The organism is Arthrobacter zhangbolii (genome assembly GCF_022869865.1).
GTDB lineage: Bacteria > Actinomycetota > Actinomycetes > Actinomycetales > Micrococcaceae > Arthrobacter_B > Arthrobacter_B zhangbolii.
The window spans coordinates 1,608,162-1,633,300 of record NZ_CP094984.1 but is presented as its reverse complement, the minus strand read 5'-3'; the positions used below and the strand labels follow the sequence as shown (position 1 = coordinate 1,633,300).

General features: G+C 66.4%; 27 protein-coding genes. 12 read left to right on the top strand and 15 right to left on the bottom strand.

The window, feature by feature from the left end:
• Positions 1–196: 196 nt before the first annotated feature.
• The 3 genes from MUK71_RS07610 to MUK71_RS07600 form a co-directional block, all read right to left on the bottom strand.
• Positions 197–478 carry a pyrophosphorylase gene (locus tag MUK71_RS07610; protein ID WP_227902099.1) on the bottom strand — a complete coding sequence of 94 codons (282 nt, stop codon included), beginning with the start codon at positions 476–478 and terminating at the stop codon, positions 197–199.
• Between the two features lie 251 nt (positions 479–729).
• A complete protein-coding gene (locus tag MUK71_RS07605; RefSeq protein ID WP_227927928.1) occupies positions 730–1,770 on the bottom strand; it encodes an NAD(P)-dependent alcohol dehydrogenase in 1,041 nt (346 codons plus the stop codon).
• A 67-nt stretch (positions 1,771–1,837) separates the two neighbouring features.
• Entirely contained in the window at positions 1,838–3,058 is a 1,221-nt protein-coding gene (locus MUK71_RS07600) for an MFS transporter (protein WP_227927929.1), read from the bottom strand.
• Positions 3,059–3,226: 168 nt separating this feature from the next.
• Between MUK71_RS07600 and MUK71_RS07595 the strand changes: the two genes are divergently transcribed.
• Positions 3,227–3,730 carry a hypothetical protein gene (locus tag MUK71_RS07595; RefSeq protein WP_227928083.1) on the top strand — a complete coding sequence of 168 codons (504 nt, stop codon included), beginning with the start codon at positions 3,227–3,229 and terminating at the stop codon, positions 3,728–3,730.
• Positions 3,731–3,742: 12 nt separating this feature from the next.
• Here the strand turns inward: MUK71_RS07595 and MUK71_RS07590 are convergent, their stop codons facing one another.
• The 4 genes from MUK71_RS07590 to MUK71_RS07575 form a co-directional block, all read right to left on the bottom strand.
• Positions 3,743–4,228: a GNAT family N-acetyltransferase gene (locus MUK71_RS07590; protein ID WP_227927930.1), complete on the bottom strand. Its 486-nt coding sequence runs from the start codon at positions 4,226–4,228 to the stop codon at positions 3,743–3,745.
• Positions 4,229–4,323: 95 nt separating this feature from the next.
• Positions 4,324–5,094 (bottom strand): imidazole glycerol phosphate synthase subunit HisF, encoded by a 771-nt coding sequence (hisF, locus tag MUK71_RS07585; protein ID WP_227927931.1) that lies wholly within the window; start codon positions 5,092–5,094, stop codon positions 4,324–4,326.
• Between the two features lie 12 nt (positions 5,095–5,106).
• On the bottom strand, positions 5,107–5,952 hold the full coding sequence (gene hisG / locus MUK71_RS07580; protein WP_227902105.1) for an ATP phosphoribosyltransferase: 846 nt from the start codon (positions 5,950–5,952) through the stop codon (positions 5,107–5,109).
• 82 nt (positions 5,953–6,034) lie between these two features.
• Entirely contained in the window at positions 6,035–6,298 is a 264-nt protein-coding gene (locus tag MUK71_RS07575; RefSeq protein WP_227902106.1) for a phosphoribosyl-ATP diphosphatase, read from the bottom strand.
• A 230-nt stretch (positions 6,299–6,528) separates the two neighbouring features.
• Here MUK71_RS07575 and MUK71_RS07570 point away from each other — a divergent pair, with 230 nt between their 5' ends.
• The 11 genes from MUK71_RS07570 to MUK71_RS07520 all read left to right on the top strand — a co-directional run bounded on the left by MUK71_RS07570 (position 6,529) and on the right by MUK71_RS07520 (position 19,024).
• The gene (locus MUK71_RS07570) at positions 6,529–6,936 is read left to right on the top strand and encodes a YciI family protein (RefSeq protein WP_227927932.1); all 408 of its coding nucleotides are present in this window, start codon (positions 6,529–6,531) and stop codon (positions 6,934–6,936) included.
• 256 nt (positions 6,937–7,192) lie between these two features.
• The gene (locus tag MUK71_RS07565) at positions 7,193–7,495 is read left to right on the top strand and encodes an antibiotic biosynthesis monooxygenase family protein (protein WP_227902108.1); all 303 of its coding nucleotides are present in this window, start codon (positions 7,193–7,195) and stop codon (positions 7,493–7,495) included.
• Between the two features lie 95 nt (positions 7,496–7,590).
• A complete protein-coding gene (locus MUK71_RS07560) occupies positions 7,591–8,160 on the top strand; it encodes a hypothetical protein (RefSeq protein ID WP_227927933.1) in 570 nt (189 codons plus the stop codon).
• A 305-nt stretch (positions 8,161–8,465) separates the two neighbouring features.
• On the top strand, positions 8,466–9,977 hold the full coding sequence (gene pelF, locus MUK71_RS07555) for a GT4 family glycosyltransferase PelF (RefSeq protein WP_227927934.1): 1,512 nt from the start codon (positions 8,466–8,468) through the stop codon (positions 9,975–9,977).
• Positions 9,974–11,305, top strand: a complete 1,332-nt coding sequence (locus tag MUK71_RS07550; protein ID WP_227927935.1) for a hypothetical protein — start codon at positions 9,974–9,976, stop codon at positions 11,303–11,305. The genes pelF and MUK71_RS07550 overlap by 4 nt, the downstream gene beginning before the upstream one ends.
• A gap of 47 nt (positions 11,306–11,352) precedes the next feature.
• The gene (locus MUK71_RS07545; RefSeq protein WP_227927936.1) at positions 11,353–12,057 is read left to right on the top strand and encodes a spherulation-specific family 4 protein; all 705 of its coding nucleotides are present in this window, start codon (positions 11,353–11,355) and stop codon (positions 12,055–12,057) included.
• The gene (locus MUK71_RS07540) at positions 12,054–12,905 is read left to right on the top strand and encodes an endo alpha-1,4 polygalactosaminidase (protein WP_227927937.1); all 852 of its coding nucleotides are present in this window, start codon (positions 12,054–12,056) and stop codon (positions 12,903–12,905) included. Before MUK71_RS07545 ends, MUK71_RS07540 begins: the two co-directional genes overlap by 4 nt.
• Positions 12,906–13,023: 118 nt before the next feature.
• Positions 13,024–14,406 (top strand): MFS transporter, encoded by a 1,383-nt coding sequence (locus tag MUK71_RS07535; RefSeq protein WP_227927938.1) that lies wholly within the window; start codon positions 13,024–13,026, stop codon positions 14,404–14,406.
• A 162-nt stretch (positions 14,407–14,568) separates the two neighbouring features.
• Entirely contained in the window at positions 14,569–14,985 is a 417-nt protein-coding gene (locus tag MUK71_RS07530; RefSeq protein WP_227902115.1) for an SRPBCC domain-containing protein, read from the top strand.
• 126 nt (positions 14,986–15,111) lie between these two features.
• Complete coding sequence (locus tag MUK71_RS07525) at positions 15,112–16,968, top strand: MFS transporter (protein WP_227927940.1); 1,857 nt, start codon at positions 15,112–15,114, stop codon at positions 16,966–16,968.
• 487 nt (positions 16,969–17,455) lie between these two features.
• Positions 17,456–19,024, top strand: coding sequence for an HNH endonuclease signature motif containing protein (locus MUK71_RS07520; RefSeq protein ID WP_227927941.1), 1,569 nt, complete (start codon positions 17,456–17,458; stop codon positions 19,022–19,024).
• A gap of 126 nt (positions 19,025–19,150) precedes the next feature.
• Here the strand turns inward: MUK71_RS07520 and MUK71_RS07515 are convergent, their stop codons facing one another.
• From MUK71_RS07515 to ribD, 8 genes are all read right to left on the bottom strand, one after another.
• Positions 19,151–19,510, bottom strand: a complete 360-nt coding sequence (locus tag MUK71_RS07515; protein WP_423724593.1) for an MmcQ/YjbR family DNA-binding protein — start codon at positions 19,508–19,510, stop codon at positions 19,151–19,153.
• Positions 19,511–19,558: 48 nt separating this feature from the next.
• Positions 19,559–20,656, bottom strand: coding sequence for a DNA alkylation repair protein (locus MUK71_RS07510; RefSeq protein ID WP_227927943.1), 1,098 nt, complete (start codon positions 20,654–20,656; stop codon positions 19,559–19,561).
• Positions 20,657–20,882: 226 nt separating this feature from the next.
• Positions 20,883–21,578 (bottom strand): GNAT family N-acetyltransferase, encoded by a 696-nt coding sequence (locus tag MUK71_RS07505; protein WP_227927944.1) that lies wholly within the window; start codon positions 21,576–21,578, stop codon positions 20,883–20,885.
• Positions 21,579–21,581: 3 nt separating this feature from the next.
• The gene (gene ribH, locus MUK71_RS07500) at positions 21,582–22,064 is read right to left on the bottom strand and encodes a 6,7-dimethyl-8-ribityllumazine synthase (protein WP_227902120.1); all 483 of its coding nucleotides are present in this window, start codon (positions 22,062–22,064) and stop codon (positions 21,582–21,584) included.
• Positions 22,065–22,095: 31 nt separating this feature from the next.
• Positions 22,096–22,755 carry a GTP cyclohydrolase II gene (gene ribA, locus MUK71_RS07495; protein ID WP_227927945.1) on the bottom strand — a complete coding sequence of 220 codons (660 nt, stop codon included), beginning with the start codon at positions 22,753–22,755 and terminating at the stop codon, positions 22,096–22,098.
• The gene (gene ribB, locus MUK71_RS07490; protein ID WP_227927946.1) at positions 22,752–23,393 is read right to left on the bottom strand and encodes a 3,4-dihydroxy-2-butanone-4-phosphate synthase; all 642 of its coding nucleotides are present in this window, start codon (positions 23,391–23,393) and stop codon (positions 22,752–22,754) included. The genes ribA and ribB overlap by 4 nt, the downstream gene beginning before the upstream one ends.
• Positions 23,390–24,061 (bottom strand): riboflavin synthase, encoded by a 672-nt coding sequence (locus tag MUK71_RS07485; RefSeq protein WP_227927947.1) that lies wholly within the window; start codon positions 24,059–24,061, stop codon positions 23,390–23,392. The genes ribB and MUK71_RS07485 overlap by 4 nt, the downstream gene beginning before the upstream one ends.
• The gene (gene ribD, locus MUK71_RS07480; protein ID WP_227927948.1) at positions 24,062–25,138 is read right to left on the bottom strand and encodes a bifunctional diaminohydroxyphosphoribosylaminopyrimidine deaminase/5-amino-6-(5-phosphoribosylamino)uracil reductase RibD; all 1,077 of its coding nucleotides are present in this window, start codon (positions 25,136–25,138) and stop codon (positions 24,062–24,064) included.
• Position 25,139 lies beyond the last annotated feature (1 nt).

The window sequence follows — 25,139 nt, the reverse complement described above, 5'->3', positions numbered from 1 at the left end:
CCCGGCAGGGCCTGACCCGGAATAAGCACAGGCCAGGCATGGAATCGCCGCCGAAAACCAGAGGCAGGGACTCCTGGTCCTTGCCGGCAGCGTTCAGGGCCGTCGGGAAACGTAAGAACGATAAAACGGTGGGTAACCGGCGGCTCGCGTGAGCCGGCGGCTACCCACCGTTCCCGTCACCTGCAGGTGACGGAAACTAGGCGCCGCCGCCTGCGGAGAAGATGTCCTGGGAGATCTTCTGGAGCTGGGTGCGGAGCTCTTCGAGCTCCTGGCGGGCTTTGTCCAGGGCGGCCTTGGTTTCCGGCCACGTGGATCCGCGGAACTGGGCAGCCAGCGGGCCGTCCCAGGTATTCGGATCAGACAGGATCTTGCCCTGCGCATCCAATGCCGAGATCTGGTCGGTGAAACCGCCGTTAATGATGGACTGCACCTGGTTGATAGCAGACTTCGCCTGCTCGGTGGACAACACGCGTGACATGGAATTCCCCCTCTAATGACATTTACCCGCCGAGCGCTTAATGCCGGCGACCGGTCGTGGGAGAACTTACCAACACAGGCCAATTAAGCCAATGACTTACCCAAAACTACTTGTAAATTCCAGACCCGACACCTGTTTTAGGCCCTAAAAACAAGAGATCAGATTCCCGGGCCTGAGACGCAAGTAATGACCCGTAAGCACAGCAGAGGCGCCCCACCAGCCGGTGAGGCGCCTCTGCTGACTAGGCAGGTTTAGATGGTGGCCGTGTCAATGACGAAGCGGTAGCGCACGTCGGATTTCAGCACGCGCTCGTACGCGGTATTGATGTCCTTGGCCTCGATCAGCTCCACCTCGGGGGCGATACCGTGCTCGGCGCAGAAGTCCAGCATTTCCTGGGTCTCCCCAATGCTGCCGATGCCTGAGGCAGCGTAGGATCGCCGGTTGCCCATCAGGGCGAACACGGAGATCGGCAGCGCCTCGGGCGGGGCTCCGACGCTGACCATGGTGCCGTCCAGGCGCAGCAGGGAGAGGTACTGCTGCAGGTCGATCGGTGCACTCACCGTGTTGATGATCAGGTCGAACGTGTTGGCCAGCTTCTCGAAGGTGCTCTCGTCACTGGTGGCGTAGTAGTCCTTCGCACCGAAGCGGAGCCCGTCCTCCTGCTTGCTGAGGGTCTGGGACAGGACGGTTACCTCCGCTCCCATGGCGACGGCGATCTTCACTCCCATGTGGCCCAGTCCGCCCATGCCGACGACGGCGACGCGCTTGCCCGGTCCCGCGTTCCAGTGGGAAAGCGGCGAGTAGGTGGTGATGCCGGCGCAGAGCAGCGGGGCGGCAGCCTCGTAGGAGATGCTCTCCGGGACGCGGAGCACAAAGTCGTCATTGACCACTACCGAGGTGGCGTAGCCCCCCTGGGTGATGGTGCCGTCCACGTCCTTGCTGGCGTAGGTCCCGATGTTGCCGTTGAGGCAGTAGTTCTCCATGCCGGCCTTGCAGTTCTCACACTCGCGGCAGGAGTTGACCATGCAGCCTACGCCCACGCGGTCGCCGACCTGGTGCTTGGTGACCTCGGAGCCGATTTCGGCAACGGTCCCGACGATTTCGTGGCCCACCACCTGCGGGTAGGCAATGGGACCCCATTCGCCGCGGACGGTGTGGATGTCGGAGTGGCAGATGCCGGCATAGGCAATGTCGATGAGCACGTCATGCGGGCCGACTTCGCGGCGTTCAATGGTGGTGGGAACCAGCGGATCCGTGGCGGAAGTGGCGGCGTAAGCGCGTGCGGTGGTCATACTTCTCCAAACTGTGGGGGAATCAGTGCCGTAGGGCACTTAGAGCACAAGGCGGATCCGGCGTCGTTTATTTCCCGGGCACCTTCCCGCCACTCCCGCGGGCGACGGCGGACCGGGCCCGGCCATCCCGTACCCGGTAGGCCAGGCCGATGCCGGCGCAGACCAGATATGCGGCCCCGATGCACAGCCAGCCCGCCAGGAAACCCCCGGAGGCTTCCAGCAGCACACCCATCGCGAGCGGCCCCAGCGCGAACCCGGTGTACATGCCCAGCGACACGGCACCGGAGGCGGCACCCACCCGTTCTTTGGGTACCTCCCGCAGCACCCCGGCCATCACCACCACGTTCACGCCCAGCGCTGAGGCCCCATGGAACACGACGCCGGCCCATAGCCATCCCTGCGCGCCGCTTTGGCCAGCCACCAGCAACAGCACTGCGCCGCAGACGGCGCCTGCGGCCAGAAGCAGCAGCAGGGTGGAGGCACGGACGCCGGCGGCCATCCGCCGGCCCCAGAGCACGCGCGAGGCCACGCCGACCACGCCGGCCGCGGCTGCGGTGGCGCCGCCCATCAGCAGGGTGAATCCGATCTCCCGCTGGGCGAACAGTGGCAGATAAACATTCGTGGCCTGCATCCCCGCCCCGGAAAACAGGGCGAAGGCTGCCAGCAGCCAGACCGGGGCGGGGAACCTCCGGTTGGTGGGCGCCGCCGCCGTCGTTGTTCTACGCCGTGGTTCGGCGGGCAGCCGGTGCCACGCGTAGGCCAGCAGCAGGCCGAGGACCAGCGCTGCCCCGACGGCGGCTCCTCGCCATCCCGCGATGAGTGCGGCAGCCGGGAAGAACAGGCTGGAGAAGAGCTGGCTGGCCTGCACGCCGGACTGCTTGATGCCCATCCAGCCCGGGCGTTTGCCGGGTTCCACGTCATGGCTGATGATCCGGTTGGTGGTGGGGTTGGAGATGGCCTGGGCCGGGCCGGAGAGCAGGACGGCGGCCAGCAGCCACAGGTAATTCCCGGACACCGCCATCAGTCCCAGGGCGAGGGCGGTTCCGCCGAAGATGATCAGCAGCTGGGTGCGGGAACTGATCCGGTCGCTGAGCCGGCCCAGGGACATCGAGGACAGGGCGGCTCCGGCGAAGCAGGTGGCGGCGAGCAGGCCGAACTGCGCTTCGCTGATGCCCAGGTCCGCCATGATGAGGGTGCTGGTGGCGGAGATACCGTAGTTCATCATCGGTCCGGCACCCATGGCGCACACCAGGACAAACAGCAGGCCGGGTCCGGTGGCAGAACGCAAGCTTTTCCCTTCGGGCAGTGGCGGAAACGGATGGTCCCGCCTAAGCGACGAAAACCACCGTACCGTTATCGGCGGCAGCCCGATGTCCCCCTATGTCCGTGGCCCGGTCCGGATAGCATTGAAGGCGCCCGGCCGGCGGCGCCCATACTTCACACTGCAAGGAATCCGATCCCGTTGAATCGAAAATCACTCAAAGAGCACGGATTCACCGGCTTCCGGCCGCTTAGGGACCTGGATACCAACCGGATTCCACAGCGGCAGGGGATCTTCGCCGTGTTGCGCTCCCCGGGGATGGAACCGCGGTTCCTGGCCAAAAGCACGGCCGGGATCTTCAAGAAGAAGGATCCTTCCCTGTCCCAGGCAGACCTCGCCGCCGAGTGGGTGGATGACGCGGACGTCCTGTTTCTTGGCAAGGCCGGGGCGGGCAGCAAGGGCAACCGGGGGCTGCGGCGCCAGATCTCCGAATTTGTGGACTTCGGCCGGGGCAAGCCGCCGGGCCACTGGGACGGCCGGCTGATCTGGCAGCTGGCGGACGCGGAGAGCCTTCTCGTGGCGTGGAAGGAGCTGCCGCCCGAAGAGCTCACCCCTGCCCTCGCGGAGTATCAGGCGGAGTTTGTCCGGCAGTACGGCCGGCTCCCCTTCGCCAATCTCGTCCAGACCCGCGGGGCCTAGGACCCTGCCGGGTTACCGCAGCACTGCCCGGTTTCCCCCTGTGGCAGCGCCGAGGGTCTTGCTGAACAGCACAAACTCGCCGTCCTGGCCCGTGGCTTCATAACCCGCAGCCCGGTACAGCAGATGGGCCTGGTTGCCTGGGTACACGGCGATTTCCAGCACGCGGGCTCCGCTTGAGCCGGCGTCCTGCTCAAACGCCTCCAGGAGGAGCCTGCCGAGGCCTCGGCGGCGACGACCGGCGAGGACACTGATTGAGACCAGAGTGGCTTTGTCGCCGTCGAGGCTCCCCATCACATACCCAAGAGGACGACCATCTGCATCAGGGCAGACGAACGTATGGGGAAGGCAATCGATCCACAGTTCCAGGTTCTGGTCGAGAACTGTCAGCCACCCCAGGAGCGCATGCGGCTCGATGGTTTCCATGTATTCGCGCTCCTGGCGCAGGATGAAGGGCAGGTCGCTTACTTCAGCGCGCCGGACGCGTGTTGGCATAGTCATGGAGCGAAGCATGCCACATACGTCGGTGTTCGCCGCGCAAGTCCGGCGCGGCCGAGCCCGCCCTCACGGCCGGTGCGGCCGTGAGGGGAAAGCCGCTAGCGGACCGGGTAGCCGGCGTCGCGGATGGCCTGCTTCACCTGGTGGATCGCGTCATCCGGGCCGAAGTGGAACACCGAGGCGGCCAGGACGGCGTCGGCCCCGGCGATCACGGCAGCCGGGAAATGCTCCGGCTTGCCCGCCCCGCCGGAGGCGATCAGCGGCACGTCCACGGCGGCGCGGACCGCTCGAATCATTTCGATGTCGAAGCCCTCGCGGGTGCCGTCGGCGTCGATGGAGTTCAGCAGGATCTCCCCCACACCGCGGTCGGCGGCCTCCTTCGCCCAGGCGACGGCGTCGATTCCGGTTCCCGTGCGCCCGCCGTGGGTGGTGACCTCGAAGCCCGACGGCGTGGCGCCGTCGTGCGTGCGCCGTGCGTCCACGGACAGCACCAGCACCTGCGAGCCGAAGTGCCGGGTGATCTCATCAATCACGTCCGGCCGGGCGACGGCGGCGGTGTTGATGGAGGCCTTGTCCGCGCCATAGCGCAGCAGCTTATCCACGTCCGCAATGGAGCGGACTCCGCCGCCGACGGTCAGTGGAATAAAGACCTCTTCGGCGGTGCGCGCGACGACGTCGAAGGTGGTGTCCCGGTTGCCCGAGGACGCGGTGACGTCGAGGAAGGTCAGCTCGTCAGCCCCGGCCTTGTCATACCGGTGCGCGAGTTCCACCGGGTCACCGGCGTCGCGCAGGCCTTCGAAGTTGATGCCCTTGACCACGCGGCCGGCGTCGACGTCCAGGCAGGGGATGACGCGGATGGCAACACTCATGGTGCGTCTCCCCTAGATCCGGCAGGCGTGGATGGTGCTGACGAGGATGGCGCGGGCGCCGATGTCGTACAGCTCGTCCATGATCCGGTTGGTGTCCGTGCGCTTGACCATGGAGCGGACGGCCACCCAGTCCGTGTCGCGCAGCGGGGAAACGGTGGGCGATTCCAGGCCCGGGGTGCGTGCGGCGGCTTCCTCCAGCAGGTCGCGGCGCACGTCGTAATCCATCATCACGTACTGGCGTGCCACCAGGACGCCGCGCAGGCGGCGGATCAGCACGTCCAGGCCGGCCGGGTGTTCCGCGTTCCTGCGTCCAATCAGCACGGCTTCGGACTTCAGGATCGGCTCGCCGAAGATTTCCATGCCGGCGGCGCGCAGGGTGGTGCCGGTTTCGACGACGTCGGCGATCGCGTCCGCGACGCCGAGGCGTACGGAGGATTCCACGGCGCCGTCGAGCCGGACCACGGAGGCGCTGATGCCGCGTTCGGCCAGGTAGGCGCGCAGCAGGCCGTCGTAGCTGGTGGCCACGCGCTTGCCTTCGAGCTGCTCGATGGAGGTGAAGTCCCCCACCGGGCCGGCGAAGCGGAACGTGGAGGCACCAAAGCCGAGGCTCATCAGTTCCTCGGCGTCCACCTGGGCATCCAGGAACAGGTCGCGGCCGGTGAGGCCGACGTCGAGCGTGCCGGCACCGACGTACACGGCAATATCGCGGGGGCGGAGGAAGAAGAACTCAACCTCGTTATCGGGGTCCACCATGACCAGTTCGCGGGAGTCGCGGCGCTGGCGGTAGCCCGCCTCGTTGAGCATGGCGGAGGCGGATTCGGACAGGGCACCCTTATTGGGTACGGCTACACGGAGCATGGGAAGCATCTTTCGCTGGAAGTTCGTTTTACTGAGAAGGTTCGACCGGCGGGCCACACACTGACGCAAGGTCAGCGCGCGGCTAGAGATGCTTGTAAACGTCCTGCAGGGTCAGGCCTTTGGCGAGCATCAGGACCTGGAGGTGGTACAGCAGCTGGGAGATTTCTTCGGCGCATTCGGCATCAGATTCGTATTCGGCGGCCATCCACACTTCGGCGGCCTCCTCAACAACCTTCTTACCGATGCCATGCACGCCCGACTCGAATTCGGTCACGGTGCGTGACCCGGCGGGGCGGTCCTGAACTTTCTGACTCAGCTCGGCAAAGAGGTCTTCGAAGGTTTTCACATGCTCAAGGGTACGCTGTGGCGCGGTGTGTGACGGAATCGGGGGTGTGGGGCGTGACGTTTGGACACCGTCTCGACCCGCGATGCCGTCTCCGTGCGCAAAACCACCGGGATCGGACGACGCGCCGTTCTTAGAACGAGTTTCCCTCCCCCATTCCGTCCCCCTGTATGGCACCGCCACAATGGCCGTGTCGCTGGAGAAAAAGACGCAGGAGAAACAAGGAGACCATAATGGCCAAGTATTTGCTGCTTAAGCACTACCGCGGGGGTCCGCGGCCGTTGGATGACACCCCGATGGACCAGTGGACTCCGGACGAGGTCAGCGCCCACATCCAGTTCATGCAGGACTTCGCCGACGGGCTTCGGGCCAGCGGCGAGTACATCGACGGGCAGGCTCTCGCTCCCGAGGGCACCTTCGTGCGTTACGACGGCGAGGGCAGGCCTCCGGTCACCGACGGGCCGTTCGCGGAAACCAAGGACCTGATCGCCGGCTGGATGGTGATCGACGTGGACGACTATGACCGCGCCGTCGAACTCGCCGGGGAACTCTCCGCGGCACCGGCCGCCGGAGGAAAACCGCTGCGCGAATGGATCGAGCTTCGCCCGTTCCTGTCTTCGCCGATGACCATCACGGAATAACCCTTCCCGTGGACGAGAGCCAGGTCAGGGGTTAACACCGCAGGTGATCACCTCCCGGCCGCCTATCTGCTGGGCGAGGCAACCATGCGCAGCGGATCAGTGACGCTGCAGGCGGCCCGGTTGAATGCCGCGGGGACAGAGTATCGCCGTCAATGAACACCATGGGGCGAACGCCGCATGCGTTTTCCCGACACCACGTCGATATAATGTCCCCGGGACAAATCCCTTGTCCGCAGAACACCGTGAAGGATCAAAAATGTACGTAGTGGTCAACACCCTGGAAGTCGGGCCGGAAACGGCCGAAGCCTTTGAGAAGGCCTTCATCGACAGCATGGCCAATCTGGAAGGCGTCCCCGGCCTGGGCCGCAGCACCCTCATGCGTCCGGAGGGAAAGAGCAACACGTACCTCTCCACAATGGAGTTCGACTCCAAGGAAGATTTCTTTGCGTGGCTGAAGTCGGATTCCTTCAAGGCTTCGCACTCCGATGACCAGGCACCCGGCATGCAGGCACCCAACACGGTTGCCTCCTACACGGTCATCAAGGACACCGCCGCCTAGCGAAACGCGCCGAGCGCCCGCGCCCTGAAGCGACCACCCTGAAGCGACCGCCGGTTACCCGCCGGTCCGAGAGACGAAACCCCGGAAGAACCCTCATGAGCAAGCATGCAGCAACACCCGAACGTCCCGAACAGACGCCCGTCCCCCATCCGGACCGGACCCTCACCGTATGGGAGGACGGCGTCGAGCTGACCTTCACGTTCTCTGACTGCATGAAGTACCACGGACCGGGTTTCCCCGGCGGTGTGGCGCATGCCTTCGCCGCGCTCGGCCGGGCGCTGCCGGTGCTGGCGGCAAGTAGTGCCGGCGGCCGGGTTGAGCGCCGCGATATCACCGTGAGTACCCCGTTCGGCGGCCCCGGAGCCCGGGATACCTTCGAGCTGGTCACACGGGCAGTCACCGAAAACCGCTACAACGTGCTTCCCGAACTGTCGCGCACCGAGCGCGGCAACACACTGGCCCGCTACGTCTTTGAGCTCAGCACCGGGGATGCCACGGTGACCTGCGTGCTCCGGAATGACGGCATCGTCGCGGACGAGTTCATCGAGCTGACGGGCAAACCGGATAAGACGGCCGCCGAGCTGGCCCATCTGGAGGTCCTGAAGCTCCAGATGCGCGATCGCATTCTCGAGCGCGATCCGGCCGCCGTCTACGACGTCGAGTAGTTCCGGCAGCAGCACGCGGAACTCTCGCCGGCGGGCCGGTGTACCGACGCCCGGGGTTGAGGAGGACGGCGACGCCGAGCCGGGCGGCCGCCCACCGCTGGCACATCAGCGCCGCACACGTAGTGCGCACGTAGCCGGTACTTATGTCTGGCGCCGCCGGAAGCTGTCTACTGGAAGCCGATACCGCCGCCAGGTGACGGTATCCGTCCAGGAGAAGGCCTCAACATGCCGCATGTGATCCATCCCGTCCAGTCCGGTGACCCGCGGGCGCCCCGGCACCCTCGGCGCACCGAACGGATGACCCGTTGAAGATAGCGCTGATCACTGAGGGCACGTATCCCGTAGCAACCGGCGGCGTCAGCACCTGGTGTGACCAGCTGGTAACCGGCATGCCGGAGCACGAGTTTCACCTGGTGGCGCTGACCGGGGGCGACGCCGGTCGGCCCATTTGGAAACTGCCGCCAAATGTACGGTCAGTCAGCCTGGTCCCGGTATGGGGGCCTGCCGTGTCACCGCTGCGGCACGGCAACCGGCGCCGGTACGCGCTCGAAGCCGTCCAATATGAACTCACCCGCCTCTGGGACGCCGCGCTGGGGTCCGATACGGCGGACCCGGTGGGGAGGACCGAAAACGCCCTCCGGCATCTGGTGGACATCAGCAACAGGGTAGGACTGGCCCGTGCCCTGGCCACCCGCGGATCGGTGGAGCCCATTCTCACCGCCTGGACGCGGCATCTGGTCAGCACCGGCGAAGAGCCCATGTCCGTCGCGGACGCGGTGATGACCGCCAGTATTGTGGACCGCGCGCTGGCCCTCGTAGACCGCCGGCTGTCCGGAATGGACGTCATCCACGCCTCCAGCAACGGACCGTCGTCACTGATCGCCCTGTCCCAGTCCTGGCGGCACGGCACTCCCATACTGCTCACTGAACACGGGGTATATCTGCGTGAGCGGTACCTGGCGCTCTACGGCGCCGATTTCTCCTGGCCGGTACGGCGGGCAGTGACGGCGTTCCTGCGCCGCCTGTGCCAGGTGGCGGTCACCAGCGCGCACATGGTGCTGCCGGTGAACCGGTTCAACGCACGCTGGGAGCGGCGCCTCGGGGCCCGCCCGGAACGTATCCACACCATCACCAACGGCGTGGACCCGGCGAAGTTCGAGCCCGTCACCACGGAGCCCGAACTCCCCACCATCAGCTTTGTGGGACGGATAGATCCGCTAAAGGACCTGGGGACCCTCATCTCCGCCTTTGCCTTGGTGCGCCAGCGGATACCCAACGCGCAGCTGCGCATCTTCGGCCCCACCCCGGCCGAGAACGTGGGCTACCGTGCCGGTCTGATACGCCAGACGGAAACGCTCGGGATTACCGACGCCGTGCATTGGGAAGGCCCGACCAAGGGCAGCCGCCCCGCCATCGCCGCCGGCCACGTGGTGGCACTGTCCAGTGTTTCCGAGGGGCTGCCGTTCACCCTGATCGAGGCCATGATGTGCGGACGTGCCACGGTTAATACAGACGTCGGCGGTGTGGCCGAATGCCTCGATGACGAGCACACGGCGGGCATGCTCGTGGACGCCAGGGATGCTGCGGCATTCGCAGACGCCTGCATCACGCTGCTGACGGACCCCAAACTGCGGGCCGCCATGGGAGCGGCCGCACGACGTCGTGCCCTCGCCGAGTTCACGCTGGAACGCTGCCTCGCCCGTTACCGCGAGGCCTATGCCGCTGCCAGGGATCGGGTCCTCTTTGAGCATCCCGGCCCGCTGCCCGCCACCGCGCCGTTCAGCGTGGACAAAGCCGCGTTGGGACTCTCGGTATGAGCGCCGACAGCGTTACCCTGCCCGCCTCCGGCAACCCCCTGCCGAATTTTGACGAAAACGGCATTTCCTATGACGCCGTGGATACGTTTGAAATTACGGCACGACTGGAGGCATCCGGGCTCAGCGACCGCCTGGTCCGTCAGCGCCACGGTGCTGCCGACGTTTTCGCCTATGCGCAGACGATGGTGCAGGTCCGCGGCGCTACCCGGGTTCCCCACGGTCCCCGGGGCTGGCTCGGCAAGGGCGCCCTGATGGAAGCCGCGCGGCGGGCCATCATCCTGATCCTCGGTGCTGTCCTTGGCGGCCTCACCGCCACCATGCTGGCGGCCAACACGCGCGAAATCCTGATAGCCGGTATCGGCGCCTGGGTGATCGGCCAGTCAGTGTCCGGAATTGTCTGGGCCTACGCGGGCGCGGGACAGCTCAAACGCGGCATTGCCCGCGGAACCGCCGCCACGCTGCTGGTGACCTCGGTCCTGGCCTGTTATCTGGTGGTTTCCCTCCTGCTGCCCGGCCACGACGGCTCCGCGGCCGCACTGCTCATGGCCTGGTGCTGGTACTCCTGCATTGTGTCCATGCTCGTGATTCTTGGCCGGTCCCGTTTCCTACTGGCCGTCCTGGCCGTCGGGACGGGCGTCGTCACCCTGCAGATCCTGCTCGGTTACCGTGGGGCTCCCCTTATCGTGGCGACCGTGGCCGTAGCAGTGATCGTGTCCGTGACCGCGCTCTTCATCGCCCAGCAGCGCACCATTAAGGAACGGCGGGTGCTGAACAGCGGTGACTGGAAAGCCGCCATCCCGCCGGCAGCCCAGGCCGGCTTCCTGGCCGCCGCGCTATCGATGGCCCTGACCCGGCTGCCGGCCTGGGAGGGCACGGCGCTGGTCGCAGCCACCGTGGTCGCCGCTGCGGCAACAGACCCGGCGCTTGTCCTGATGCGCCAACGCCTCCAGTGGTCCTCCCAGCGCACTCCCCTGCTGCGGCATGCCGCCCGGAACGCCTGGCTGCTGACCATGGCCATATCCGCTGCGATCGTGGTGATTTCCGCCGTGGTATCCGCTCTGGTTGTCCTTTTCCTGGTGGAGGAAAACCGGGTGGCCACCACAATCATTGTTGCCGCCACCTTCAGCTCCCTGGCCACCACCTCCACTACCCTCAACGCTTTCGGCCTGCCGCGCGGTGCAGTGGGCTTTGCCGCGGCGGCATCACTCTCGGCAGCGGTTTGGATTGTGGTGGGCAACCTTGCCGGGCTTCTGGTGGCCCTGGGATTCCTGGCCATCGGCCTCACCGTCCTGCTCACACGCGTCGCCGATCCGCGGACGTACGCATGAGGGTGTCCCGGCCGTGAGGAGGTCCGGGCAGTGAGGAAGTCCCGGCTGTGAAGGCCCCCCTGACGGCACCGCCCATCACCCCGCCCAGGCTGGCGATCCCCTGGTATATCCACCCCGCAGCAGCACCGCAGGACTGGGCATGGCTCGCCGCGCAGGAGGTGTCCTTTGCCGTGCTCAACGTCCACAACGGCCCCGGCGGGGATGAGGATCCCTACTATCCGCAGGCCGTGGCCCGGCTGCGCCGCATCCGCCTGCTCGGATACGTCACCCTGGCTTACGGACACCGGCGCACCGCGGAGGTCATCCGCGAAATCCGGGCATGGCAGCGTCTCTACCACGTGGACGGCATAATGTTCGATGAAGTCCCCTCCACCACCGGGACCGTGCGCCGCTGCCGGCAATACGCAGGTGTGGCCCGGGACGCCGGGGTGTCCCTGCTCGCTGCCAACCCGGGAGTGTTTCCCTCGCCTGCTCATCTGGAACTTTTTGATGTCACCTCAGTCTTCGAGGGAACCGCCGAGGCCTACGCCGGCTTCCGGCACCCCGCCTGGGCGCGCCGGGTACCCCCGGCACGGTTGTGGCACCTCGTCCACACCGGCGCCCCGGGACAACTGCCTGCTCTCCGGCTGGCAGCCGCCCGCCACGGTGCCGGCCATCTTTTCGCTACTGACCGGCACCTGCCCAATCCGTGGCTCGGCCCGCCCACTGCGGTATCGGACCAGCTGGCGGCCGGCCACCCGGCGGACCGGTGAAGGCGCGCCTTCCGGCAGCTGCCGCACTGCTGCTGCTTCTGGCCGGGTGTGCAACGGCCGACGGCGGCGGGTCCCCGGCCGCCCACACGGCGGGCACTGGCGCCGGTGCCCCTTCCCCGCCCTCGCCCGGCGGCGCGCCGTCGTCGGGCGGTAACTGGGCGCCGTCACCCGGCGGCAGCTGGCAGTGGCAGCTCTCCGGCCCCCTGGACCTGGACGTGGCCGCCGACAGCTTTGACGTCGACTACGAAACCACCACGGCGGCCGACGTCGACACCCTGCACCGGGCCGGAAGCGGCGTCATCTGCTACCTTTCCGCAGGATCCTGGGAGGAATACCGCGGCGACGCCGGCCAGTTCCCGGATTCCGTCCTTGGCACCGTCCTCGACGGCTGGCCGGATGAACGCTGGCTGGACATCCGCCGGATGGACATCCTGCTGCCCATCATGGCGGACCGGATGGACACATGTGTGGCCAAGGGGTTCGATGCGGTGGAACCGGACAACGTGGACGGCTACGTCAATGAATCCGGTTTCCCTCTGACCGCAGAGGACCAGCTGGCCTACAACCGTGCCGTGGCCGCACTCGCCCGGGACCGCGGCCTGTCCGTTGCACTGAAGAATGACCTGGATCAGATTCCGGACCTTGTGGAGCACTTTGATTTCGCGATTAATGAGGAATGCGTCCGGTACAGCGAATGCGACAGCTATGCACCCTTCACCGAGGCGGGCAAGGCAGTGCTGCATGTCGAATACGAGGGCACGCTGGACTTCTGCTCCGAGTCCGCGCGGCTCGGGTTGTCTTCCATGCTCAAGCCGCTGGACCTTGGAGCCGCCCGGGAGCCCTGCTGAGCCGGGTTCTCTGCTGAGCCGGGTTCTCTGCTGACCGGAGCTGCCTGCTGAGCTGGGCTGCCTGCTGACCGGCGGCCCGCTGGCGAACGGCAGCACCTGAAGAAAGGGACCACCCGATATGCCGGACACCGCACCCGCGCCGGTTCCCGCCGGAAACGCCCGCCTTCTCGCCGTCGCCATCCTCGCCTCCTTTATCGCCTTCCTGGACGGGTCCATCGTTACCGTGGCGCTGCCTGCAATCGGCACGGAACTCGGCGGCGGGCTGGCGACCCAGCAATGGACCGTCAACGCATATCTGCTCACTCTCGGCGCCCTGATCCTGCTCGCGGGCTCCCTTTCGGACATGTTCGGCCGCCTGCGGGTCCTGCGCCTCGGTCTCCTGGGTTTCGGCGCCGCATCCCTGGCCTGCGCCCTGGCCTGGAGTCCGGAGGTTCTGATCATTGCCCGGGCCCTCCAGGGAATGGCGGGCGCACTGCTTGTGCCCGGCTCCCTGGCGCTTATTACGACGGCGTACCGGGACGAGGCACGCGGACGCGCCGTCGGGCAGTGGACGGCCTGGACCGGGACGGCGGCGATCATCGGCCCGCTGCTGGGCGGCGTGCTGGTGGACTGGGCCAGCTGGCGGTGGATCTTCGCGGTGAATGTGCTGCCCGTGGCGGTGACCCTCCTGCTCAGCGCGGGCCTCCGGGACCGCGGCACGCTGCGCCGCATGTCCCTGGACATTCCGGGGGCGGCGCTGGCCGTCGCGGGGCTTGCCGGTTCCGTTTACGCGCTCATTGAACAGGAGCGCCGCGGCTGGGGCCACCCCGGCGTCGTCGTGCCCCTGGTCGGTGGCGTTGCGGCGCTGGTGTTCTTCTTCCTGCGCGAGGCACGCACTCCGGCTCCCATGATGCCGTTGTCCCTGTTCCGGGCGCGGAACTTCCGCTACGGCAATCTGGTCACCGCGGCGGCCTACGCGGGAATTTCGCTGGGGTCCTTTGCCGTGACCGTGTTTGTACAGAAGGCCGCCGGGTACAGCGCCATTGAGGCCGGTTTCATTTCGCTGCCGCTGCCTGTGGCCATGCTGCTGTTCTCCACGTATTTCGGCAGGATGTCCGGCCGGTACGGGCCTCGGGCTTTTATGGCCGCCGGTCCGGCGATCTGCGGGACCGGCTTCCTGCTGCTGCTGACCGTTCAGCCGCCGGTGGACCTGGTCACCGAACTGCTTCCCGGGTTGCTGCTTTTCGGGTTCGGGCTCAGTGTTATGGTCGCTCCGCTGACCACTGCCGTCCTCGGCGCCCTGCGCGAAGAGGAGGCGGGGATCGGTTCGGCAGTGAACAACGCCGTCTCCCGGGTGGCCGGGCTGATTGCGGTGGCACTGGTGGGGACGGTGTCCGGCGGTGCGCTGGGCTATCCCGGTTTCCGGCAAACGGCACTGACGGCGGCGGGGCTGTTTTTTGCTGCTGCCCTGATAGCGGTGCTGGGCATTCGCAATCCGAACGCGGACCGGACTGTCGGGTAAGCCGTACAGGCGGCATTCTGCGTACGTACGTGGGGCATGCCAGTGGCAGGGCCGGTGCGGCGCGCGGTGCCGGGAATGACACTGCTGCGGTAGGCTCCGGGCATGCCGCTGATCAGCCGTTGTATCGAACCTGGGCCTGACCGCGTTGTGCTGGAATGGTCCATGCCGGCTCCGCCCGCCCGGGTCTGGTGGGGCCTCACCGATTCCGAGGCATTGCCTCATTGGTTGGGCACGTTATCCTCCGGCCGCTTCGCAGCCGGCGATGTGGTGATCATCAGACACGCCGAGGACTACTCGAGCACCAGCAAAGTCCTCACCTGCGAGCCGGGCAGCATACTGTCCATGACGTGGGAATTTCCGGACGAGCCGTTGTCCCACCTTCGGATCTCCCTCGCGGCCGACGGCGACGGGACGCACCTGGAATTGGCACACGACGGTCTGGGCGCCGAAGCCGGCGGCTACCTTCCCGGATGGCATACCCACCTGTTGTATCTTGAAGGCCTGTTGACTAACCGGCCTCGAGATCCTGCCTCATTCTGGTCCACGTATGCCGGCTTGGACGCCGACTCCGCCGGGTAGCCGCCACGGGGTACCTGGCTTGTAGCTGGCGGACCGGACTGTCGGGTAAGTTGTACAGACGGGCCCCCGCGTGTCACAGACCACGGCGAACTCAGAACCGACCAGATGGTCTATTACGGTGAAGGCATGACCCTTCAGTCCCCTGCCCCCTCACCGGCCGGACCCCGTGAATGGGCGTCCCTCGGTGTCCTTACGCTTGCGGTCATGCTGCTGGCGGTAGATGGCACCGTCCTGGCCCTGGCCGTGCCGTCGCTGAGCGCATCGCTCGAACCCACATCGACCCAGCTGCTCTGGATCGGCGACATCTATTCCTTCGCGCTGGCAGGCCTGCTGGTCACCATGGGTAACGTTGCCGACCGTATCGGCCGCAAGAAACTGCTCCTTATCGGCTCGGCGGGTTTCGGCATCGCGTCAGCGATTGCCGCATTTGCCCCATCCCCCGAAGTGCTGATCGCAGCCCGGGCCCTGTTGGGCGTCAGCGGTGCCACCATTATGCCGTCCACCCTGTCCATCATCCGGCACGTCTTCACCATCCCGGCTCAGCGCACCCGCGCCATTGCCGTGTGGTCCGTTGGAGCCGGCGGCGGTGCCGCCCTGGGACCGCTGGTGGGCGGCATCCTGCTGGAGAACTTCTGGTGGGGATCTGTGTTCCTCATCAACATCCCGGTTATGCTCCTTTTGCTGATCAGCGGCGCCGTTTTGCTGCCGGAGTCGCGTAACCCGCGTCCGGGTAAGTTGGATCTGCTTTCCGCGCTGCTCTCCATCGCATCGATTGTTGCCGTTGTCTACGCGGTCAAACACACGTTCAGCAGCGGGGTCGACGCCATCGGCTTCGCGGCATTGGTTCTGGGCCTCCTGACCGGGTGGGTATTCATCCGCCGGCAGCGGCTCTCCAGCAACCCGATGCTGGACATTGAACTGTTCCGCCTGCCTGCGTTCCGCGGTGCCGTCGTCGCCAACGGGCTGTCCATCTTTGCCCTCAGTGGCCTGCTCTTTTTCTTTTCCCAGTACCTGCAGCTGGTGCGTGGTTATGGTCCGCTGAAGGCCGGTCTGGCCGAGCTCCCCGTCACTATTGCCATGATGGCGGTGGTGTTTGTCATTGGGTTCGCTGTGGCCCGGTTCGGCGTCGGGCGCTCAGTGGGCGGCGGTCTGCTTCTGGGAGCTGCGGGCCTTGTTTTGCTTGCCGGTGCGGAGGAACTTGGCGGCTACCTCGGGATTGCTGTTGCACTGGTCGTGACCGGACTGGGTATTGGTCTGGCGATGACGCTGTCAACGGATGCGGTAGTCGCTTCGGCTCCGAGGGAACGTGCGGGAGCGGCGTCCTCCATCTCGGAAACTGCGTACGAGCTTGGTGTCGCCCTGGGAATCGCTGTCCTCGGATCCGCCCTGAGCGCCCTGTACCGTACGAATCTTCCAGCCATGTCGGAGCTCGACGCCGGCACACGCGCTGCGGTGACAGATTCTCTGGCCTCCGGGCTGCAGGTGCTCGACGACGGCGCCACACAGCTGATTGCGGACGCCCAGAATGCTTTCACGGATGCCATGCAGGTGACATCCCTGATTGCCGCACTCATCCTGGCAGTTGCCGGCATCATCGCCTGGCGGGTAATTCCCGTCCGGCTGGAAACCAACGACGGTTCCCACAGTGGGGGTGCGGGCGTGAACGACGGCGGGGGCGCGGGTGTAAACGACGGCGGGAGCGACGGCGGGGGCGCGGGTGGGAGCGACGGCGGGGGCAACGGCGGGGGCAACGGCGGGGGCAACGGCGGGAGCGCGGGCGTGAACGACGGCGGGAGCGACGGCGGGGGCAACGGCGGGAGCGACGGCGGGGGCGCAGGTGGGAACGCGGATCGGGAGGGCCCGGGACGGGAATTGTCGGGCTCGGAGGCCTCGACTTCGGGAGCATCGGCTCGGAAATCGTTGGTTTCGGAGGCCCCTGCTTCGGATGTGCCGGCCTCGGAGGCCTCGACAGAGGAGAAGTAGCCCTCATCAGAATCAGGTTGGCCGGTGCAAAGACGGTGACAGTCTGCCGGTCAGCGCTTTCGGGCGCGGGCCTCTCAATCCAGTGGGCGGGAACGACCCTCTTTTCCGCGCTGCAGGGACATGCTGCTGGAACATGTTTCAGGGGCTAGCGCGGATAGGTAGTTTGGCCCCAAAAGACGGGTATTTCGAGTTTTACGGGGTGCCGTTTTGCGCCTGTTTTTGGCTCTGAAATGTCAGTGCCGGATGAAATGCTGAAAGCATGGATCAGGACGGGAATACCGGGTGCGGAACCGGAATACCGGCCGGCGAAGACCTTCCACGGGAAGGGGCAGCCGGCGGTCCGGATGCGCCTTCGAAACCGTCTGTCGTGTCTCCGAGCCTTGCGGTATATCGTGCCGACCCTGCAGGCGAAGCTGTCGCACGGTCCGCGGACGCCGTGCCCGCCGCGAGTCCCATGCGTGCAGCCAGTCCCTTAGCTTCAGATGCCATGCCCGCGGCAAGTTCCACGCGTACAGCCAGTGCCTCTGCTTCCACCAGTCCCGCGGGCGCCCCCGGCAATGCGGAATGCTCAGGCAACGGTTATCCGGACGGATTTACCGGAACCCTGGCCCTGGCGAATCTTGAGTCCTTCGACGAAGTAACCACGGGCGAAGCCTTGGGCCGGATGGGACATCTGATCTCCTGGGCGCAGGCCCAGCAGGCCCGGCTGATGAACCGCATGCAGGAGATCTTCCGGGACAGCTACCATGACGCCACCGGCCGGCTGGAACCGGGTATGGCGTTCAGCCTCGCCTCCGCAGAGTGTGCGGCCATCCTGAGAGTCCCGCAAATGACGGCACAGCGGCTGATGGACGAGGCCGGCAGCCTCTGCGGTCCGCACGCCGCGACCCTCACCGCGCTGGAAGAGGGAAAGCTCAGTTACGGGCATGCGCAGGTCCTTCTGGACCAGTGCGAGAACGTTCCCGCCGCTGACCTGCCGGAACTTGAAGCGGACCTGCTGGCCGCTGCCACAGGACAGACCCGGGCACAGTTCTCCGCCAAAGCCCGCAGACTGCGGGAGAATAAATATCCGCAAACCATTCCTGCTCGGCACCAAAGCGCCTTCGAGAAACGGAAGGTCACCCTGGATCCGGTTGAGGACGGCATGTCCTGGCTCTCGGCCCTTTTGCCGGCACCGGAAGCCCAGCAGATCTACACCGCCCTGAGCACCTCCGCCCAGGGAGAACAGCTGGCCGGGGATCCCCGGACCAGGGACCAGTTGCGTGCCGACATCCTCGCCCAACTGCTCATGGGCGGCATGGGATCAGCCCGCAGCGGTGCCGCGGGCAACACAGGCCACCGGGGTCGCAAGGGGACGGCTGACAGCGGAGGTCGCACGCGCACGATCGACGGTGGCAGGTACCCCGACACTACCGATCACGGGGGTCCCGCGGACGCAGCCGGTGGTGGGGGCCACGCGGTCGAAGGTGTTGGGCACGCGGATAAAACCGGTGCCGGGCTCACCGATCCGGACGATATTGGCAGCATCCCGCGCGCCGAGATCATGGTGCTGATCAGCGCTGAAACCCTCTTCGGCGCTAACGAGGAACCCGCCGAACTCCACGGCTACGGACCCATCAGTGCCGAAGCCGCCCGCCGGCTGGCCCGCAACGCTACCCGCTGGACCGGACTTGTCCGGGATCCGCACACCGGAGAGATCCTGGGTGTGGGCAGGCGCCGGAAAGTCCCCGCCGGGCTCGCCCGCTGGTTACGGGCACGGGACGGGACCTGCCGGTTCCCCGGCTGCAGGGTCAGTACCGGGGTGACCGAGATTGACCACACCAAAGACTGGGCCAAGGGCGGGAACACCGAGCATTCGAACCTGGCTCACCTGTGCCGACGGCATCACCGGTTCAAAACGCTGGGTTATTGGAAGGCCTGCCAACCTTCGCCGGGGGTGTTGGAATGGACCTCGCCCACCGGCCGGGTCTACCGGACCGAGCCCTTCCTGGAACTGGCGGACGCGGATCCAAACGCACGCTCCGTCCCAGGACCGGAAGAGGTACCCCCGTTCTGACGAGGTTCGTCCCGAAGGACACCAGCCCGTTCAACACCTCATTCGCAGTCCTCATTCGGGCTGGACACCATACCGCTCTTCCAGCAATTGACGAATCAGTAGCCCCACGCGCCGACCCGCCGGCTGCTATTTGCCGAACCGCCCCGGGTCTACAGGCCGGATGTCTCTGGGCAGCTTTTCGACAACCAACAGGTAGGACTCCGTCACCAGATCATCCACCAAACCTGCATCGATGTCCCTTCCCGGAGTCAGCGTGATCCAGTGCTTCTTATTCATGTGGTAGCCGGGCGTGACGTGCTCATAGGCCTCTTGGAGTGTCCGCCCATCATCGGGCGCCGCTTTCAGGATCACCATCGGGGTTCCGGTGGTTTCCGTAAGCAGCATAAAGACCTTTCCCCGAACCTTAAACACTTCCCAGTCCGGCCCGAAGGGATGCACCAGTCCGGCACCCGGCAACTCCTCGGTCCGTGCTGCGGCTCGTTCCAATAACGCTGTTCCCTGCAAGAGACCCCGCCCTCTCATTCGCCTCGGGCTTTAGACACGGACCTCAAACTCCAGGCGCCCGTGCCGGACACCGTTGATCTGCAACTCCAAAGCATGCAACCCCGCATAGTGCCGCCTCGTGGTCATCTGCCGGAAGGCGTGCCTGCCGGAGAGTTTCCGCGACTCCCCCGGTGCCAGTTCCACGGTGGCCAGCTTAAAGACTTTCTCCGCAGTGGACCCCCGAGCCTTCACAAAGTGCACGGCATAATCCACCGCCAACTTCACCGGAGCATCTCCCATATTGGTGAGAAGGAATCCGAACGCCAGCTTCGCAGGAAGCGTGAGCATCCCGCCCTCGGCATGCAGGTCCGTGACGCTGACCTGCGCCGGAGCGAAACCCATCAGCGCCAGTGCCCCGGGATTGCCCTTTTTCACCAGCGTCCGCAGAGCATGTCGTACCACCCATGTGCTTTCCGAAGTACCGGTCTGCTGCCACTGCCCTGCCATCGCAAGCACCATGTCGGGAGCATGCCGCGCCAGATCGTTGGCATGGTTGGCCACCGAGCGGCGAACGTAGTCCTCGGGGTCATTGTGCAAGGCATCAAGAATCGGCAGCGTAGCTTCCGGCCGGCCCATTAGCTGCGGCACCCGAACGGCCCAGGGCAGATATGGCCTGGTCCCCTCACTCGCCAACCTTCGAACGTGCTGATCCGGATGCCAGGTCCACTCCTGGATGATCGCCAGCGCGCGGTCCGGCCTGGCCTGGAGCAGGCGCCGAATAGCGAATTCGCTGGTCAGCCGAGGTGTCAGCTCCGCCAGCAGGGCCAGAGCGTCATCAAACTCAGCCTCACCGCCGGATTCCAGCGCTAAAGACACAGCAGCCTCAGTAACCGGCCAGAGCGCCCACCCCTTAAACGCCGGGTCGGCCAGAGCCGCACGAAATACTGAAGCAGCCGCCGAATATGAACCCAGGGCCCGGACCAGGGCTCCGGCAACCAGGTCAGTCCGGCCGCGAAGCGATAAGGGATCCAACCGGTCACGCGTTGCAAGGACAGAGCCAAGGTCGGCCCCCGGCACATTACCCGCAGCTGCAGCACTCAGTACGTTGTACAGCTCCGTAACCTCTTTAGGCCCGAGCATGTCATCCATTGCGCCGATGGTATTTCCCCTTTCCTGATGCACGGCATCCCGACCCACGGCTTCCACGGAGCGGCTCGGCTCCGCAGCCCGACAGCAACGGGTCCGCATAGCTCCGGAGCGCTCCAACCTTGTGATGCCTGGAGAAGACGTGATGCGTGAAGGACCAGTCTCGCAGGTGCGCCGTTACGGTGCCGGAGGAAGCCGCGTCATCCAGAGGTCGCAGCCTCGCCCGCCGTTACGGTGCCGCAGGAAGCCGCGTCATCCAGAGGTCCCCCGTGTGTTCTGCCCCGGGCGCTCCCCCATGCTCTGCGCCGCGGTCACCCACGCGATCCCGTCCGCGGTCCCGCACCCGGTCACCCACGCGATCCCGTCCGCGGTCCCGCACCCGGTCACCCACGCGATCCCGCACGCGGTCCCGCACCCGATCCCCTTCGCGATCCCCTTCGCCTTGCCCCGGCTCGGCAACAAAACCGAACCGGGCATACAGCCGGGCACTGGCCTCGGTAGTCGCCTCAAGATGGACCACATCAGTGCAACCGGCCAACCGGTGCGTGAGCAGTTTTCCTCCGGTTCCCTGTCCCCGCCCGTCCGGAGCCACCGCAATACCTTCCAGAAGCCATCCACGAAGATGCTCCCGCTGACGACGGGAAAACAACCGGGTGATCCGGCCGATCAGCCCGCCGGGACGCTGCCCCGGCGGATACCACAACGCCACTCCCACCAACCGCCTGGCATCCCAGGCGCCGTCGGCGTTGCCAGCCGGAACCAGGTCCTGGAGACAGCGCCGGTAGTAGCGCGTCAGCGCCGGACGGATCCGTCGGCCACGGAACACACGCTGCCAGCTGGGATCGGCTACAAAAACGTCCACAAGAATCTCCAGCGCGTCAGCCACATCGCTGCCAGCCAACGGCCGGACGGTAATCCCGCTCATGGTTTACACCCCGGCGCCGCGCAGCTCGGCCACGGTCAGCACCGCAGCCGCCGTTGCCTCATAGCCCTTGTCCTCGGACGAGCCCGGCAGCCCGGCACGGTCCAAACCCTGCTGCTCCGTGTCGCAAGTCAGCACTCCAAAACCTACAGGCGTTCCGGTAGACACGCTGACATCGGTCAGGCCGGTGGTCGCCGCCGAGCAGACGTAATCAAAGTGCGGGGTCCCGCCCCGGATGACGACGCCGAGAGCCACCACAGCATCATAGTGCGGTGCCAGCCGGGCAGCGGCAACCGGAAGCTCGAAGCTGCCGGGAACCCGGATCAGCTTCGGCCGCAACCCGGCCTCCTCGGCAGCACGCAGGGCGCCGGCAATAAGCCCGTCCATGATTTCGGTATGCCAGCTGGCAGCCACAATGGCCAGCTTCACCGGTACTCCGGCCAGCCGGATACCGCTGAGGTCAGTGGCAGGTGCGCCGTGTCCGCTCATGTGATGATGCTCCTTAGTTAGGGAAAGTGGTTCAGCTTTGCTGCACCGGCTTGGTGCGCAGCAGGGTCAGGTGATGGTCCATCCGGTCCCGCTTGGTCTGCAGGTACCGCTCGTTCTCGGCACGGATGGGCACTTCGGAAGGCACCATGGCCTCCACCTCAATATCAAAGCGACGCATCCAGTCCTGTTTGGCCGGGTTGTTGGTCAGCAGCCGGATCCGGTGCAGGCCCAGCTGGTGCAGGATGTCAGCGGCGGCCTGGTAGTCGCGGGCATCCACCGGCAGGCCGAGCTGCTCGTTCGCCTCTACCGTGTCCGCACCGGCTTCCTGCAAGGCGTAGGCCCGCAGCTTGTTGGCCAGGCCGATTCCGCGGCCTTCCTGGCCGCGCAGGTACACGATGGTTCCGCCGTACAGTGCAATCAGTTCCATGGCCTGTTCCAGCTGTTCACCACAGTCGCAACGGTAGGAGCCAAAGACGTCTCCGGTGAGGCATTCCGAATGCAGCCGGACCAGCGGTGCACCCTCGCCCAGAGTGCCGGCGCGTTCAGTTTCGGTCCCGGGTGCGGAGAGGGTCATGTGCTCGACGCCGGTACGCGTGTCCGTCCACGCGGTGGCGGTGAAGTCCCCGAACGCGGTGGGCAGATGGACCTCGGGGCCGGGCAGGACGGGCGGACTGGCTACGGCTTCACTCATGCTCCGGCCCTCCTCAGCTGGACGTACTGCACCAGGTCCTCAATTGAGATCAGCGGGATTCGGTGGGCATCCGCGAAGTCCCGCAGCGCCGGCAGGCGCATCATGTCGCCGTCGTCGTGCACCAGTTCGGCAATCACGCCCACCGGAGTGCATCCCGCCAGCTCCGCGAGTTCCACGGCAGCTTCGGTATGCCCGCGGCGTTCGCGCACACCGCCGTCGGCGGCACGCAGCGGAAAAATGTGTCCGGGCCGGTGCAGCTGGGCGGGCGTTGCGGCGGGGTCCGAGAGCACCCGGGCGGTGCGGGCACGGTCGGAGGCGCTGATGCCGGTAGTGGTGCCCTCGGCGGCATCGCAGGAGACTGTGTAGGCGGTGCCCTTTGCATCCTGGTTCACCACCGTCATGGGCGGCAGGTCCAGCCGGTCCGCATAGCTGCCGGGCAGCGGCACGCACACGACGCCGGAACTGTACCTAACGGTCCAGCCCATCAGTTCGGGAGTGGCGTGCTGCGCGGCGAAGATGATGTCTCCTTCGTTCTCGCGGTCGGCATCGTCCACCACCACGACGGCGCGGCCGGCAGCGATGGCTTCCACGGCCTCAGTCACGGGGTTCAGCACAATGTGCGTGGCGGGTGCGCTCATGACGTCTCCTGCATGCCGTGCCCGGTTTCAGCGGCAGAGTGCGCCGGTTTGCGGGGATTTGCGAAGGACAGCAGGCGTTCGGCGTACTTGGCCAACACATCCACTTCCAGGTTCACCCGTCCCCCGGCCCGCAGTTTCCCCAAACCCGTTTCGGCCAGTGTGGTGGGAATCAGGCCCACCTCGAACCACTGCTCCTCCGCGCCGGCGGGACTGACAGCGGTGACGGTCAGGGACACGCCGTCCACGGCGATGGACCCTTTCTCGGCAATGTACTTCGCCAGGTCGGCAGGGACACTGAACCGCAGCCGGTCCCAGCTGCCCAGGTTTTCGCGTTCGAGCAACCGGCCGACACCATCCACATGGCCCTGGACCACATGACCGTCCAGGCGCCCGCCGGCAGGGACACAGCGTTCCAGGTTGACCGTGGCACCGGGCGCCAGGTCGCCGGTGGTGGTGCGGGTGAGGGTTTCACCCATAACGTCCACGCTGACCGCTCCGTCGCGGATGTCGGTGGCGGTGAGGCAGACTCCGTTGACGGCAATCGAGCCGCCCGGCTCCAGGCCCCTGCCGGTTTCGGGGGCGGTAATCACCAGGACGGCACCGTCGCCGTCAGTGTTCGGTGCCAGGGAAACCACGCTGCCCTGTTCAGCAACTATGCCGGTAAACATTCATGCGTCCTTTGCGTTGTTTCGTATCAAAGCAGGTTCCGGTTCCAGCCGCAGCCGCAGGTCATCCCCGACCATTGCGGTGGCACCGCCTGCGGCGTGATCCCACCGCCAGCGTGAAGCGTCAGCCAGTGTGTGGACACCGAGGCCGGTCACGGAGCCGGTGCCCGCACCGAGTAGCAGCGGAGCGGTGTACACCACCAGTTCGTCCACCAGCCCGGCCTGCAGGAAAGCGCCGGCCACGGTGGCGCCGCCTTCCACCAGCACGTGCCGCACGCCGCGGCCGTACAGGTCGGCGGCGACACCGGCCGGATCATGCCCGGCCAGCTGCAGGAACCGTCCGTCGCTGCCGCGTACCGCAGCATCCTCAGGAATCTGGCGGCGTCCGACGACGACGCGCAGCGGCTGTCGCCGGGACTCACCGCCGTCTGCGTCCCGGGCGGTCAGACGCGGGTTGTCTGCGATGACCGTGCCGGTGCCTGCCAGGATGGCGTCCACCCGGGCGCGGAGCCGCTGCCCGTCCCGGCGCGCCTCGGGGCCGGTGATCCATTGGCTGCTGCCGTCCTCCGCGGCAATCCGGCCGTCCAGGCTGGAGGCCAGCTTCAGCGTGATGAAGGGGCGGCGTTCCGCGGTGGCCGCGGTCCAGCGGGCGTTCAGCTCCGCTGCCGGCCCGGCACCCAGCCCCGAGGCTACGTCGATTCCTGCGGCCCGCAGGGCCGCGGCTCCCCCGGCAGCGGCATCGTTGGGATCTCCTACGGCAAACACCACCCGGCCCAGCCCGGCGTTGATGATCGCCTGGGAGCAGGGTCCGGTACGGCCGGTGTGGTTGCACGGTTCCAGGGTCACCACCATGGTGGCGCCGGTGACGTCCGCGCCGGCTGCGCGGGCGTTGGCCAGGGCATCGGCTTCGGCATGCGGTGTGCCGGCGCCGCGGTGGTACCCGGTGGCGAGGGTCGCGCCGTCGGCGTCGAGAATCACCGCGCCGACCAGCGGGTTCGCGCCCCGCACTCCTCTGGCGGCCAGGTCAAGTGCCCTGTCCATCGCGGAGACTTCACCCGGGGTGAAGGGATCAGCAGGCATG

Excerpts from the sequence above, each read along its gene's own strand:
- MUK71_RS07530 (WP_227902115.1), top strand. The coding sequence starts at position 14,569 with ATGCCGGCTCCGCCCGCCCGGGTCTGGTGGGGCCTCACCGATTCCGAG.
- hisG (WP_227902105.1), bottom strand. The coding sequence starts at position 5,952 with ATGCTCCGTGTAGCCGTACCCAATAAGGGTGCCCTGTCCGAATCCGCC.
- ribB (WP_227927946.1), bottom strand. The coding sequence starts at position 23,393 with ATGAGCGCACCCGCCACGCACATTGTGCTGAACCCCGTGACTGAGGCC.
- MUK71_RS07560 (WP_227927933.1), top strand. The coding sequence starts at position 7,591 with ATGAGCAAGCATGCAGCAACACCCGAACGTCCCGAACAGACGCCCGTC.
- MUK71_RS07550 (WP_227927935.1), top strand. The coding sequence starts at position 9,974 with ATGAGCGCCGACAGCGTTACCCTGCCCGCCTCCGGCAACCCCCTGCCG.
- MUK71_RS07520 (WP_227927941.1), top strand. The coding sequence starts at position 17,456 with ATGCCCGCGGCAAGTTCCACGCGTACAGCCAGTGCCTCTGCTTCCACC.
- MUK71_RS07485 (WP_227927947.1), bottom strand. The coding sequence starts at position 24,061 with ATGTTTACCGGCATAGTTGCTGAACAGGGCAGCGTGGTTTCCCTGGCA.
- hisF (WP_227927931.1), bottom strand. The coding sequence starts at position 5,094 with ATGAGTGTTGCCATCCGCGTCATCCCCTGCCTGGACGTCGACGCCGGC.
- MUK71_RS07610 (WP_227902099.1), bottom strand. The coding sequence starts at position 478 with ATGTCACGCGTGTTGTCCACCGAGCAGGCGAAGTCTGCTATCAACCAG.
- MUK71_RS07570 (WP_227927932.1), top strand. The coding sequence starts at position 6,529 with ATGGCCAAGTATTTGCTGCTTAAGCACTACCGCGGGGGTCCGCGGCCG.
- ribD (WP_227927948.1), bottom strand. The coding sequence starts at position 25,138 with ATGCCTGCTGATCCCTTCACCCCGGGTGAAGTCTCCGCGATGGACAGG.
- MUK71_RS07590 (WP_227927930.1), bottom strand. The coding sequence starts at position 4,228 with ATGACTATGCCAACACGCGTCCGGCGCGCTGAAGTAAGCGACCTGCCC.
- ribA (WP_227927945.1), bottom strand. The coding sequence starts at position 22,755 with ATGAGTGAAGCCGTAGCCAGTCCGCCCGTCCTGCCCGGCCCCGAGGTC.
- MUK71_RS07505 (WP_227927944.1), bottom strand. The coding sequence starts at position 21,578 with ATGAGCGGGATTACCGTCCGGCCGTTGGCTGGCAGCGATGTGGCTGAC.
- MUK71_RS07605 (WP_227927928.1), bottom strand. The coding sequence starts at position 1,770 with ATGACCACCGCACGCGCTTACGCCGCCACTTCCGCCACGGATCCGCTG.
- ribH (WP_227902120.1), bottom strand. The coding sequence starts at position 22,064 with ATGAGCGGACACGGCGCACCTGCCACTGACCTCAGCGGTATCCGGCTG.
- MUK71_RS07535 (WP_227927938.1), top strand. The coding sequence starts at position 13,024 with ATGCCGGACACCGCACCCGCGCCGGTTCCCGCCGGAAACGCCCGCCTT.
- MUK71_RS07565 (WP_227902108.1), top strand. The coding sequence starts at position 7,193 with ATGTACGTAGTGGTCAACACCCTGGAAGTCGGGCCGGAAACGGCCGAA.
- MUK71_RS07525 (WP_227927940.1), top strand. The coding sequence starts at position 15,112 with ATGACCCTTCAGTCCCCTGCCCCCTCACCGGCCGGACCCCGTGAATGG.
- MUK71_RS07510 (WP_227927943.1), bottom strand. The coding sequence starts at position 20,656 with ATGGATGACATGCTCGGGCCTAAAGAGGTTACGGAGCTGTACAACGTA.